Genomic DNA, 13668 nt, shown 5'->3' with positions numbered 1-13668 from the left:
CTTTCTACGTCCACATCAGTCATTAGATGGCGAAGTTCCTGTGAGGATTCCATTCGTCCATGATGATGCAAAAACAATGCCCGACAAGTGGATCCGTTTATTATCTTTCGGGAACAGTGTTCTACAGTACACGGACTAATACTGTAGAAGTGATTTTACATATCTCGAAAAACTTCAAAAAAACGAAGTTTTTTAAACATGCCTTCTTATACTTCTCGTTGCTTTACTGGATCTGTTATAAAGCTGTTTAATCCAGACAAGGATTGGATTATATTACCTTCATCGACAGAAATCATCATACGAGCAACGAGAAATTTGGGAAACATAATTTTTCATAGATTATTGGGAGTTACCTGTATCAGTCGTATCGTCGCTTCACCTTAATTATACGAGCAGAAATCGGGGGCTTTCAAGCAATAGCCATTGAGCAAAAATTTCTGATAAGGAGCCAGCAGTATATCTATCCTAGCATCACTTAAGGCCTTTTAAAATAAATCAGTCTTCGAGCAGGGTCAGTACTTCTTCTGTACTTAGATTGTTCAGTGTCTGAGTATTGCCTTTAGTAATAACTGAATCGATCAGTTCGCGTTTTTTCTCCTGGAGGTCGTTAATGCGTTCTTCGATCGTCCCAGTTGTGATCAGGCGGATGATCTGTACTGATTTCTTCTGGCCGAACCGGTGCACCCTGTCAGCAGCCTGGTCTTCGATTGCCGGATTCCACCAGGAGTCATATAAAATGACAGTATCTCCACCTGTCAGATTCAGACCAGTTCCCCCAGCTTTCAAAGAAATCAGGAACAGGTCTTTTTCTCCTGTATTGAATCGGGTCGTCAAATGCAGACGGTCTTCATTTTTAGTCTGACCATCGAGGTAATGGTAATCCACATCTATGGCATCCAGACGCTCTCTGATGATTTTAAGCATGGAAGTGAACTGAGAGAACAGCACCACACGTTTGCCGTTGGCCCGTGCCTCTTCAAGGTATTCCATCAGACGTTCCAGTTTAGAAGACGCCCCTTCGAAGTTAGGCATGACTAGCCTTGGATCACAACAGATCTGTCTCAGTCTGGTCATTCCAGCCAGCACTTTGATCCGATTGGCATTCAGCTCATCCGTATCGATCAATGTCTTGATCTCCTGCTTGATTGCCGCATGCTGGGTCTGATACAGACGCTTCTGATTGTCAGATAGTTCAATATATTCTGTGGTTTCTGTCTTCTCAGGCAGATCGTCCAGCACATCCCGTTTCAGTCGTCTTAGTATGAACGGCTTGATCTTTGCTGAAATCCTAGACTGATCCATAGCCTGGAACGCTTTCCTGTTCTTGAACAGACCAGGCTGAATGATTGAAAACAGGGACCAGAGCTCTCCAAGGTGATTTTCTATAGGGGTACCGGACAAAGCGATCTTGCTTTCGGCCTTCAGTTTTTTAACAGCCTGAGTCGTCTTGGCGGCACTGTTCTTGACAGTCTGAGATTCGTCCAGAACGATCGTCTCGAACGTTTCCTCTTCATAGAGATCGGTATCTCTTTGGACCAGAGGATAACTTGTGATCCAGATCGGTATATTCTTATCGAGTGCTTCCTGCTTTTTCGCTTCCCGTTCCTCCTTGGAACCGGAAATAATAATTGTTTCCGTATTAGGCGCAAAGTTCAGCCACTCGTGCTGCCAGTTGTAGACGACACTCGACGGACAGATGATTAGATAGCGCCCTTGTTTCTCTTCGTACTTGGACTGCAAGAAAGCAATCGTCTGGACAGTCTTTCCAAGTCCCATGTCATCCGCCAGCACGCCTCCGAAGCCATAGTGATCAAGGCTCTTCAGCCACTTGAATCCGGTGACCTGATACGGTCGCATATTAGCTTTCAGACCGGTTGGCAAATCAAAGTCCAGCGTTTCCGGACTCAACAGCTGCTCCACAAGTGACTTGAAGCGTCTTCCGGTATTTATAGTTTCCTCATCCAGTGCAGACAGCCCCTGGAAGACAGAGACTGTCATATCAGTCTCAAACTCATCATCATCTATATCCAGTGATTCCTTGGCACGTTTCATAGCCTGGAAAGCAGGGTCTTTCAGATTCACCAGCTGACCGCTTGATAGTCTATAGAACGGCTTATTTCTCTCTAGGTCCTTCAACAAGGCCTGCAGTTCATTTGACGAGATATCTTCTGTTTCGAAACTAATATCCAGTAGATTGGACGATTCCCTCATTTCCATCGTAACTCGTGGCTGTCTTTTCGGACTGTATATCAGACGGCGGGCAGACTGAGACAGGAAGATCTCCATGTTTTCAGCCAGTTCCGGAAGTGAATCATACAGAAATCCGCTGATGGTATCCGTTTCTGTCAGCTTCCACATGCCCTGCTGGCGGGCGACAGATGGCACATGAGTATAAAGAAGATTCAGGACATCTGATTCCTTCTTCCATTCCCTGACGAGGATCGTTTCTTCGACTTCTGTCTCAGACCATTCCAATGGATACAATGTCGTCTGCCCATATGAATATACCGGACGGATCAGCAGTGACTGTCCTTCTGTATCGATATACAGTTGAGGCTCAAATTCCGCCTGATAGATCAGTTGTCGGACAGCCTCGTCCATATTTACCTGTATGACTTCATTCAGCTGTGACAACGTAACGGACAGGAAGGTTTCAATCTCAGACCGGCGCATGACCAGCGTATAGGAGCCGGAACTCTTCAGTCCCTCAAAAATACTGTGAATTAGCTCATATGAAGGTGAAGAAAGAAGATAGAAAACTTGCTTGTACTCAATCATCTTCCCTTTGTCGTGGAAATGAAAGTCTTCAACCGTCAGTGATGTATCTGCCAGTGAAAAGTGGAACAAATTATCTTTTTTTTCAAACTTAAAAGTCAGATTAAGATCTTCAATGCCTTCTTTTACCCGCAGCGTATCTCCCCGGTCAATTTGAGTCAGCTGACGAGGCGGTCTTCCAAAACGGGCGAAAGCCCCCATCGTGTTTTCCAGCAGTCGGATCATTTCTTTAATGTATAAGGCAGGAATGGAAAAACTTTCCCGGTTCGATATCTGGCTTTCATATCCTACAGGTGTCAGAGATGAGATTATATCCTGAATATCCTTCAGTTTCTCAAAGACATAACGATCTTCTGCAAGCAAGGCATAGTCGCTGGAATCAAAAGTGAAGTTCTTCCCGAACTCGATCGGTTCTCCGCTGATGATATCATCAATAACCCGTGCTGTATTTTTAACAATATATAAGTAATCCTTACCGATTTTGAAAAAAAGATCGTAAACAGGATTAGCCGAAGTACCGCTCACATTTAGGATATACTCGACATAGACCGGCTGTTTGTATAAGGAGTCGGTTTGTCTGGCAATTTCCTGCTTGGATAAATGGAGCAGTTCATTGACTGCCTTCTCACTTTTTTTATATGAAAACATAGGCTGTGTCTTGTTACCTGTGCTGCCAGGCGTCTCGCTTTTAGAGGTGAGTTCACTGGCATCCAAATCATTCAGGTGGAACATGGCCGCCACCACATGCTTACAGGCCCCTGCATTTTTTTCGAATGGTTTACATGTACAGTGGTACTTTCTTGCTACACCATTAGGATAAAAGCGCAAGTGTACGGTTTCTAATTGACGGTCTTCAACATTAAACTGAACAGTGTTATTTTTGGTATCCACTTTCAGATTCTTGACTGCTCTGTTCTTATATACTTCCTTGCCTTGAAGAAACGTTGAGTAGTTGCTGGCTAAAGAAGTAATCGTCATTTCTGGAAAAGCCTGTTTTTTCATCGATTCAGTCATCCCTTTTCAACTGTAGTTGCTTGTGTCTGTTTATCCGTTTAAAATCTTCATCTATTCATTATACCAAACATTTCGCATTTGTTGGACATATTAAAGCAATCAAGTGGTATAATCGAGTGAAGAATCTGAAATCGCTTCATGACCTACCTGAATTTATTAAGGAGAATCGCCCATGTCACGTAAAATCAAGCGCCCCTCGCTTCCCGAAAGTCTGCCACTCATCAACTTTATGGAAGTCTTCGATCCGGAAGAGCCTTACATCGAACAGGCAGAAATTGCTGATTGCGTCATCACTTTGTCCGATACACGACTCATCGAATTCAAAGGGGTACGGTTCAGAAATGTTCAGTTTGATCAGCTGACCATAAATAATGCCTACTTCAAAGATGTAGAATTTATCAAATGTGAATGCATCAATGCCGAACTGACTGAAACAAGCCTTAAACAAGTATCATTCAATCAATGTAGACTAAACGGCATGCTTTTCACTGACAGCTTCCTTGAAGATGTCTCGTTTACTGATTGTATCATGCATCTATCGAGTGTGGGCTTCTCAAAAGTCAAATCTGTATTATTTGACCAATGCAAGTTAAATGAAATGGACTTCCTTGAGTGTTCTTTAAAGCAAACCCGGTTCGAATCCTGTGACTTGAATCAGGCAACGTTCAGTCATACTTCACTGAAAAACATCGATTTGAGTTCATCAGACTTTGATGCCCTTGCCGTATCTATAAACGACATTAAAGGTGCTATAGTAAACGAATCTCAGGCTTTCGGATTTTTGGAAATGCTGCATCTTAAGATTAAAGACTGACCAGCGCATGATGTAGGTGATTTGATTTCCAAAATATGGGATACCCTAAGTTAGCTTTTCATTATGGACTCCCTCTTTTGCCCACTCGTTGACTTAAACTCTTTGAGCGGGTTATAATCCTTCATTTACTTACCACTCAGGTGAATGTATTCGGCGAGTGGTCCATAATACCTAAACCTTTGCCCACTCATTAGGGTATATTCTGCGAGTGGGCATTAATTTCAAATTTATTACCCACTCTTTGAGCATTTTCCGGTGAGTGGGCAATAATTTAAAATATAATACCGCTTATTGTTCTTATCTTATCTACCGCTAGTTAATTTTCCGTTCATCTCCCAGCTGTCTTTATCACTTAAGTTGTAACACTCATCATGATGAGTGTTTTCCTTTTATAATTATTCCCACTTAAAGAAGTCAAAAAGACACACTCCATGTCAGCACCCACCGACTAGGTTAACTAGTGTGTCTCTTTTGCTGCTGTTGACCTGTTCAATCGTTCAGTTTAGATTCTTGGTTTTCGTATATTAAGTTAGAACAATTAAGGTTTGATTCTCGTCAAGCTATCGAACAATTTGATCGTTACGCAAAGAAATTGACATTTAAGAAAGTAATAAAGCTCTTTCTGTATGCCATTAACGATGAAACCGAAAGTTTACGACAACTAGACCAGCAACTTGTCAATCCGAATTAAAAAAGTAATGGGGATAGACTCTATCAGTTACTCTCAGCTTTCTCGTGCCCTACGGGTACTTGAACCAGGTTTATTACTGGTGGTTTTTAATCATTTACTTTCTCTTGTGCATAAAAAGACGAAGGTAAAGTCGAAAGAAAAACTCTATCTGATTGATTCCACAACCTTTTCATTTAGCAAGAATGCCTATCCATGGGCGCATTTTCGACCGACAAAAGCTGGCATAAAGTTACTTTTTTTCTGATAATGTAACATGAAAACAAAGTAAGAAAACCTTTACAATTTATGTTTTTTTATTTTGTAAGATATGATACACTTGGTGTATCGATAGTTTGTTAGTTGAATTAACTAAATTCTGCGATAACTATAACGAAACTTGTTTTTGATGTCGAGCGCTTCCAGATAGTTTTTTAATATTATGACCAAACACTTTTATTTACTTAACTCATACGAACATAAAACCTTGATATAGAAGGTTTATGCGTGAATATAGAAACGAGGTACAGTCATGTTTAAGATGAAAAGTTCAATTAGAGAAAACAACAGTATACTGGTTCTATCAGAGATCATTAACCGGCCGGAAATTTCACGTGCTATGATTTCTGAACTAACTGGTTTGAACAAGGCAACGGTATCTGAAATCGTAAGGCGTCTGATCGATGACAATTATGTCATTGAGATCGGCCCTGGTAAAAGTACGTCTTCCGGCGGACGCCGCCCCATTCTTCTTACTGTAAATAAAAAAGCCGGCGTCTCGATCAGTTTTGATGTACGCTACGACCGTATCAGTTATCTCATCACCTACCTTGACGGTGAGAAGATCGATTACACGACAGAAGAAAAAGAAATGAGTAAAGATAATATTGTCGACTCGATCGCTTCAGTTGTTGACCATGCAAAAAACACGATGGATGAATGCCCATTTGGTATTATCGGTGTGACCGTATCTATTCACGGGATCGTATATGATAACAAAATCGAGTTCACTCCTTACTTTGACCTGGATGAAATCGATCTGGTCGCTGAGCTGGAAGAACGAATCGATCTCCCCGTTCACATCGAGAATGAGGCAAATCTTTCAGCTCTTGCGGAAGCAGCTTTTGACACCGAGCATAAAAGTATCATTTCATTTAGTGCACATACTGGAATCGGTGCAGGTATCATTCTTGACGGCAAACTCCATAGAGGAAATAAAGGGCGTAGCGGAGAAGTAGGACATACCGTTCTCTACCCTAATGGAACCAATTGTCCCTGCGGTAATCAGGGCTGTTTAGAGCAGTACTGTTCTACTAAAGCAATCGTACGAAAGTATCAGTTGCTTAAAGGCGATCCTGCACTTACCTTTGAAGATCTTGTCGAGTCCTATCATCAGAAAGACTCACCCACTTTGAACTTGATTCTGCAGTTTGCTAAAGACTTTGGAATCGGGTTGATGAACGTGATTGGGAACTATGATCCGGAAGTCGTCTATATCAATTCTGAAATTCTAGAAGAGATACCTGAGCTGATCAGTCTGCTTAACCACTATTTAAGCATGACGATCTACAAGAATGTTCCTCTGAAAGAGTCCGTCCTGGGAAGAAAAGCCAGTCTGTACGGCGCAACAGTGATGAATCTGCAGTCCTACCTTCATGTAGACAATGTAGAATTCAGCTTGAATATGGAAAAAGTAATGGAAGTGTAAGTGAAAGGCTTAATGCTTTTCTCACTACATAAAAAAGAGACCGTCTGATCAGCAGCCGGCCTCTTTTTTGTCTTTTAGTTTGTTCTATGGGATTTAAATGATTAATTAATTCAAAAAGCACTGGTTTAACGACTCTAGCAGCTTATATCCCGTTGACTTGTTGAGTAAAATCCGTCTAGCTGTAGTTTCGATCTTTCTGGATGAGCCGATCTGCCACTACTTTGAGTTTAAATTGAGTTCAGCACGACGAGACACTGCTAAACTATTACTATGCAGTTTCTAACGGCAATTTATTAAACAGTTAGAAGATAAACTAAAACTAGAGACCCTTTAGTAGCAGCATACGTACTGAAATTGGTACAAACTATAACTACAGGCCTTCTAGCGTTATTTCTTCAAGCTCTTAAAGATTAAAATGTAACTAGACAGCGTCTAGATATATCTTATTAAAAAGGACTCTATTTAGGTGCCGTTAAAAATAATATAATGACGGATCTTCAGTTTATCCTAATAGCAAACTAAAGCTAGATGGTACAAAGCATCTTCCAGTCCAGGCCGAACAGTATTAGAAACTTTTTTCCGAATAGACTCCTTCAAAAGATTTTTCAACATTGGATCACCAGTCAGATATAAATAAAGGAACAGCGTACGGGATGAAACAATCTCCCTTTCGCTGTTCCTTTAACTTATGCTCTTATTTGCTTAATGCGTGTTTCAAATTCTCTCTGACTGCTCCAGGTTTTTCGGTCAGCTCAACCAGATAGTCGACAACTTTGTCAGCCAGTCCGGCTTCATACAGATCAACCGCAAAGATGTCTGATCGATACAAAATCGGTCTGACTATGTCAGCGATCTGCTCTCGGTAATCAGCCAGTCGTGGGGCAGTTCTACAGGCAAAAAACTCGTCGGTTTAGCATGGTAGATCCCTTCTACTTTCGCAAATGTCCAGCCCTTCATAAAGAGCGATGTCTTGTTCACTTTTATGCCTCTTTTCTTGAATGTGTGTGTTTAAGTTTGCCCGTCATGTTAGTTGACTTAATAAACAAACCTCATTGACATAAGAGTAGTCTTTTTTGTAAATGATGTCAACACAAAACCAGGTGACTTGACTTTTAGATAGAACGACTTTTAATCCTTTATTCATATGGGTTCGAGCTACCTTTTCTGAATTAAAATATGGTAAACTGATTTTAAAGGAGGCATTGGATATGAAAATATTAGTTGATGCAGATGCATGCCCTAAAAAAGAAACAATTATTGCGGAAGCTCAGAATTATCAGATTGAGGTCCTGCTAGTTTCAAGTATCTCTCATTATTCAACAAAAGAACTTCCAAATGGCGTTGAACGCATATGGGTCGATAAAGGGAGTGATCAGGCAGACTTCAAGATCATGGAGCTGGCTTATCCCAATGATATTGTAGTCACTCAGGATTACGGATTGGCCTCCATGCTTCTTCCTAAAAGGTGCAGAGTGCTGCACCACGAAGGCTACGAATATACAGAAAGAATCATTCAGAAACTGGTTGACGGCCGCCATATATCTGCCGCAATGAGACGAAGTAATATGAATAAAAGCCGAGTGAAATCCCTGAACCCATTTGCGGATGAGCAACAGTATCCATTTGATGACCTTCTGCGTCAGGTGATCGAAGAACAACTCGATGAGACAGAAAGGGTCGAAAACTGACGTGATAACAATTGCTCTGACCGGATGGAGTGATCATGAACTGATCCAACGTGACCGTTCCCGTAAACTGGAAGACTATGCCAGTCATTTCCCAGTAGTGGAACTTGACACTAGCTTCTATGCCATTCCTTCCAGAACCAATATTCTGAACTGGATCGATAAGACACCGGAATCATTCACTTTCTTCCCAAAGGCATTCAATATGATGACATTACATAAACCATTTCATCCTGATTTCAGCCGAATGGACGATGTCTTTGAAGCCTATCTGGACGCATTTGGTCCTATGATCGAACAGAAACGGATCAAAGCTTTTCTATTTCAGTTCCCTCCCTATTTTGACTGTACTCGTAAACATGTCAATTACTTGAAGTATGTGCGCAGTCATATGCGCGATCTGCCGGTTGCTGTGGAATTCAGGAATCAGTCCTGGTTTTCCGAAAAAAATCAGGAACGGACACTTGAACTCCTGAAACTTCTCGAGTTCTCCAACGTCATCGTTGATCAGCCCCAGACACCCAACAACAGTGTGCCTAAAATAGTCAGAAGTACACATTCCAGACTCAGTGTGCTTCGCCTTCACGGCAGAAACTACGAGGGCTGGCTTGGTGAAAATGTCAAGGATTGGCGAGCTGAGCGGACACTATACAATTATAGGGATGACGAATTGATGGAATTCAAGAAAATCATTGAGCAGTTGTCAAAGCAGTCGATGGAAGTCTGTGTGATTTTCAATAATAATTCAGGTGGTCATGCCGCTCAGAATGCGAAGACCCTTCAAAAGCTTTTGAACGTATCCTTTGATTACCTCGGCCCTCAGCAGCTCGATTTATTTTAACGAAATTCATTTTATACTGGAGGCTTTGTTAGACATAAATTTGGATTCAACCAACGAGCTTTAAATTGATGTCGTTCCTTGTTTAAATAACTGGTATTTATTTGATGGAATTTTGTTTTGAGTAGGGAAGCATTGAGACTCTTCGTCCTCAGAACGTAAAACAAAAAACATCCGGCGCCCCTCGTTCTATATCAGAGACGGGATGCCGGATGTTTTTATAATGATTTTTAGATCTCAGGTCGCTCTATCCAAACTTCAAGACCTCAGCCTGATCGTTTCTTCGTCCTCGTTCTTCTCTTTCTGTTACGCCATTTGAACAAAGCACTCAATGTGCTGTATAGAGCTATGCCTACCAGGGCCCCGATTGTATCGATGATGACATCCATAACAAGCGGCCGTCTTCCGGGTACGAAATACTGATGGAATTCATCCGTTATCGCATAAAGAAAGGAAATAACTAAAGCCAAGCCGAACGCTCGCCATGGCCTGACATTCGACATGGTAAAAGCATTCATAAGAAAACTGCCTAGGAACAGATACACGAAGAAGTGCGCATACTTTCTAAGGTACCGATGGATGACCCATCGGTTCATTTCAAAGATACCGAATCGGCTGACTCTTGGACGTACAAATGTGAAGAGGAAATAGGCAATGCCCACACTTATAATCAGAAACAGAACGAACAGAAGGATTTTCAGAATAAAGTGGGAGTCCATCTTTGCCAGCCAGATCAGAAAGATATGATACAGAAAAATGACTGATATGACGCCTACCCACTGCCAGTTCGTTATGATTTCTCCACCCAGTTCCATGAGCCCGACACTCCATCTGACCGATTCTTCCGCAGGCTGTGATGAGAACCAGAAGATGACACCCATCCAGAACAGGACCATAGCCCAGGAAAAAATCTGAACCAGTCTTAATTTTGTCTGACTGTTCAAACTCATCTGCTCACCCTCAATTCCTTTCGAGTACTACATAAGTAATTAGATTCATTCGACCATACTGCCTTTTTCCATTATTTTTTTGCCGTCGATCCAAACAGTCGGCTCTTTAACGACACAATCGATATGAACTCCAGCTTCAGTGACTCCTCCAAAAGGCTTATTTGAGCCGAACGCAATATGGATCGTGCCGTAGACTTTTTCGTCTTCAAGAACGACTCCTGTAATCCGTGCTGAAGGGTTCGTTCCTATACCAAATTCAGCAATGATCCGTCCACCGGTGTCTCCTAAAATCTCTAGCAGTTCTTCACCCTGTCTGCCTGTAGCTTCGATCAGCCGCCCGTTTTCTAAAGTCAATGTCAGTGGCTCTTTCACTTTTCCGATCTGAGCAATGGACCCGTCTACAACAAGCTTACCATTAGCCGACTGTTCAAGTGGTGCAATAAAAGCTTCCCCTGAAGGAACATTTCCAGCCTGGCCTTTTTCCCTAAAGACTCCTGTGCTTGGGATCCCTTTCCTGTCAGCAACAGAAAAAGTCAGGACTTCTCCGTCTTTTTCGATGCGTACTTCTTCTGCATCATCCAACAGCGCCGTATAGCGGGCAGTCAGTTCTTCCACGACTTGCGGATCCGCTTCGATCGCACCTTTTTCAAGCATAGGCAGAGTCACGCCCGGCATGGTTCCGATTCGAGTACCTTCAGCAGCTGCTTCTTTCTTGGCACGGGTATGTGTGATGCTTGCCGTTGTAACACATAAAGCGACATCCGCATCTTTCATTGCCTGCACAACAATGACCGGCGGCTCTTCACCTGATTTGTAGTGAGCAGGAAACTGTATAAACACTGTCTCATTTCCTTTGATGCAGGCTGCTTCATAAAAAGGTATAGCTACCTGCTTCATACGGTCATCTGTAATGATCGCGACTTTCTCGTTTTTTTTCAGCGCAAAATTGTTTTCAAACACCTTTATCGCATTTTCAATATAATTCGTCACGTAAATCAGCTCCTGAACTTTTATGGTGTCTATTTCTATTCTAACTAAAATCTACAAACATTGAAATCAAAATCATCAGGCAGCCTGATACAATTTGAATTGTGCATACCTTACGTTAGGTGTAGACTGTATGAAAGAAGATATGAAAGAAGAAAGGAAGGAAAAACATGTCTAAGAAAATGTACGCATATGGGTTTACTGATCCTCTGAAAGATCAGGATCTGCCAGTTTTTGAAAAGCGGGAATGCCCTGTACCTGAACCACATGGCAGAGAAATCGTGGTCGAGGTCAAGGCGGTCGGACTCAACCCGACAGACCTGGCAACCCGCTTGATGAAAAAGTCGTCAGACGACTCGTTCACTATTCTGGGAAGAGATGTCTCCGGGACAGTCGTTTCAGTTGGACCAGGTGTATTGCTGTTTAAAGAAGGAGATGACGTCTTCTATCCTGGTACAAGTAACGTGCAAGGTGCTCAAGCTGACTACCACAAGATAGACGAACGGATGGTCAGTCTTAAACCTAAAAATCTGAGTTTCGCTGAAGCCGCTGCAGTCCCTCTGACTGCTCTGACCTCTTATGAAGTCATTCATGATCGCCTGAATCTCTTCGATATCAGTGAAGATCCGTCTAAAACCACTCTACTGATCACTGGAGCAGCGGGTGGCGTTGGCTCAATAGCCATTCAATTGGCACTGAATTATGGCTTCGAGGTCATCGGTACAGCATCTCGGGAAGAATCGTCAAATCATATACAGAAGCTTGGAGTCAAGCACGTGATCGACCACACTAAACCTTATCAGAAACAGCTGGATCAACTTGGCATTAAAACAATCGACGCAGTCTTCCTGGCCGCCAAGTCGGATGAAAATATTAAAGAAGCTGCTAAAGTCGTCAAGCCCCAAGGACGTATCTGCTCGCTTCTTCCATTGTCTGAACCTTTACCGAATCCATTTTTTGCTAAGAGCCTAACCATGAGTTTTGAGCTGATGTATACCCGGTCAGTCTACCAGACTGATGACTGGATCAGACAACACGAATATTTAACAGAACTCAAAAATCAGGTCGAACAGGGATTCATAACGTCTACCATGTCAAAACACTTTGATAGAATGAATGAGGACACATTGAAAGAAGCCTATACACTACTGCAGTCGGAACACACTGTAGGCAAGATCGTGTTGGAACATAATCGATCCTAGTATGGACAAACCCGATCTCATTTTCTACCCATGCATTTTAAAAGCACATCATTCTTTCATAGTATCGAAAGAATGATGTGCTTCTTAAAGGAGTTACCGGTTTCCTATAATATCAATTGCTTCGTGAGTTTGCGCATTGTAACAAATGAAACTCACAGAGGCAGCTGCTTCATTAACTGATTTAAATTCATTATCTAGATATATTCACATGTCTAGTTATCCCACGTATCAAAAATCGACTTGATGGTTCCTTCAAGTGCCCCGCCTAGTACAAAAATGACCCAGCTCCAAGCCCAGAAACTTCCTCCGATCAAGAAGCTTTCTGCAAAATAAATGACGACTATGATCGGCCAGTAGACTTCATCTATTATATAGTCGATGCGTTTCCTTCTGGCTTCCGCTTTAACTTCCTCTTCGAAGCTGTTCGGGTCTTTTCCATTAGTCAGCAGTACGGTATAGGCGTTGTATACATTGCCGCTGTAGGTAAAGCAGACAGTGCCCGTCCCGATCAGTATGAGCATCAGCCCCACCCCGACTAAGACTGGAATCAGATTGGTCATAACCCCTAGAAGCATCGGAGTTAATGACAGAATACAAAGCGAGACACCTAATACTATACTGATGGCTAAATATTTCTTATACGATTGCTGCTGTTCTTCTAAGTGTTCTCGTGAACTACCCACCACTTAAATCCTTTGGATTTTGAAGTGGGGGCTTCCTACGAACTCCATTCTTGTCTGCACAGACTTCATACAGACAGAGGAATCGGATAGGGGTAGGCTCAAAAGGCAGTCCCTGCCTCATTGATTTTCTTTTACTTGGCCAATGCCAAGAGGTTTTTGCTGGCATTGATATCTCTGTCAAGGTATTCCCCGCATGTCGGGCAGTCCCACTCCCGGATATTGAGCGGCTTCTTGCCGTCTCTGTGTCCGCAACTCAAACAAACCTGACTAGACGGATAGAATCGGTCTGCTTTGATAAGTGTCCGTCCTTTTTGCTTGGATTTATATTCTAATTGTCGGACGAAT

11 protein-coding genes are annotated in these 13668 nt (G+C 42.3%); 5 read left to right on the top strand and 6 right to left on the bottom strand.

Going from position 1 to position 13668, the window contains the following annotated elements; all coding sequences use genetic code 11:
• Nucleotides 1-495: 495 nt before the first annotated feature.
• Entirely contained in the window at nucleotides 496-3777 is a 3282-nt protein-coding gene (locus BLR76_RS09305) for a DEAD/DEAH box helicase (RefSeq protein WP_176759677.1), read from the bottom strand.
• Between the two features lie 184 nt (nucleotides 3778-3961).
• On the opposite strand from BLR76_RS09305, the gene BLR76_RS09300 reads away from it, so the two are divergent.
• Both BLR76_RS09300 and BLR76_RS09295 read left to right on the top strand, forming a co-directional pair.
• Nucleotides 3962-4603, top strand: coding sequence for a pentapeptide repeat-containing protein (locus BLR76_RS09300; RefSeq protein ID WP_091268390.1), 642 nt, complete (start codon nucleotides 3962-3964; stop codon nucleotides 4601-4603).
• A 1199-nt stretch (nucleotides 4604-5802) separates the two neighbouring features.
• The gene (locus BLR76_RS09295; protein WP_091268388.1) at nucleotides 5803-6978 is read left to right on the top strand and encodes an ROK family transcriptional regulator; all 1176 of its coding nucleotides are present in this window, start codon (nucleotides 5803-5805) and stop codon (nucleotides 6976-6978) included.
• Nucleotides 6979-7672: 694 nt separating this feature from the next.
• Here BLR76_RS09295 and BLR76_RS12375 read toward each other — a convergent pair.
• Complete coding sequence (locus BLR76_RS12375; RefSeq protein ID WP_281241345.1) at nucleotides 7673-7807, bottom strand: hypothetical protein; 135 nt, start codon at nucleotides 7805-7807, stop codon at nucleotides 7673-7675.
• A 379-nt stretch (nucleotides 7808-8186) separates the two neighbouring features.
• On the opposite strand from BLR76_RS12375, the gene BLR76_RS09290 reads away from it, so the two are divergent.
• Together BLR76_RS09290 and BLR76_RS09285 are read left to right on the top strand one after the other, a co-directional pair.
• Nucleotides 8187-8666 (top strand): YaiI/YqxD family protein, encoded by a 480-nt coding sequence (locus tag BLR76_RS09290; RefSeq protein WP_218121432.1) that lies wholly within the window; start codon nucleotides 8187-8189, stop codon nucleotides 8664-8666.
• The gene (locus BLR76_RS09285) at nucleotides 8641-9504 is read left to right on the top strand and encodes a DUF72 domain-containing protein (RefSeq protein WP_245683077.1); all 864 of its coding nucleotides are present in this window, start codon (nucleotides 8641-8643) and stop codon (nucleotides 9502-9504) included. The genes BLR76_RS09290 and BLR76_RS09285 overlap by 26 nt, the downstream gene beginning before the upstream one ends.
• A gap of 263 nt (nucleotides 9505-9767) precedes the next feature.
• On the opposite strand, the gene BLR76_RS09280 is transcribed toward BLR76_RS09285, so the two are convergent.
• On the bottom strand, nucleotides 9768-10451 hold the full coding sequence (locus BLR76_RS09280; protein ID WP_143009228.1) for a VanZ family protein: 684 nt from the start codon (nucleotides 10449-10451) through the stop codon (nucleotides 9768-9770).
• 45 nt (nucleotides 10452-10496) lie between these two features.
• On the bottom strand, nucleotides 10497-11441 hold the full coding sequence (locus tag BLR76_RS09275; protein WP_218121431.1) for an aminopeptidase: 945 nt from the start codon (nucleotides 11439-11441) through the stop codon (nucleotides 10497-10499).
• 167 nt (nucleotides 11442-11608) lie between these two features.
• Here BLR76_RS09275 and BLR76_RS09270 point away from each other — a divergent pair, with 167 nt between their 5' ends.
• The gene (locus tag BLR76_RS09270) at nucleotides 11609-12640 is read left to right on the top strand and encodes a zinc-binding alcohol dehydrogenase family protein (RefSeq protein ID WP_091268383.1); all 1032 of its coding nucleotides are present in this window, start codon (nucleotides 11609-11611) and stop codon (nucleotides 12638-12640) included.
• 212 nt (nucleotides 12641-12852) lie between these two features.
• On the opposite strand, the gene BLR76_RS09265 is transcribed toward BLR76_RS09270, so the two are convergent.
• Both BLR76_RS09265 and BLR76_RS09260 read right to left on the bottom strand, forming a co-directional pair.
• The gene (locus tag BLR76_RS09265; RefSeq protein WP_091268381.1) at nucleotides 12853-13323 is read right to left on the bottom strand and encodes a hypothetical protein; all 471 of its coding nucleotides are present in this window, start codon (nucleotides 13321-13323) and stop codon (nucleotides 12853-12855) included.
• Nucleotides 13324-13454: 131 nt separating this feature from the next.
• On the bottom strand, nucleotides 13455-13668 hold a 214-nt coding region (locus BLR76_RS09260; protein WP_143009227.1), incomplete at its 5' end, for a zinc ribbon domain-containing protein.

It is taken from the genome of Alkalibacterium thalassium (assembly GCF_900101165.1).
Taxonomy (GTDB): Bacteria; Bacillota; Bacilli; order Lactobacillales; family Carnobacteriaceae_A; genus Alkalibacterium; species Alkalibacterium indicireducens.
This window is presented reverse-complemented; position numbering and strand designations above follow the sequence as displayed.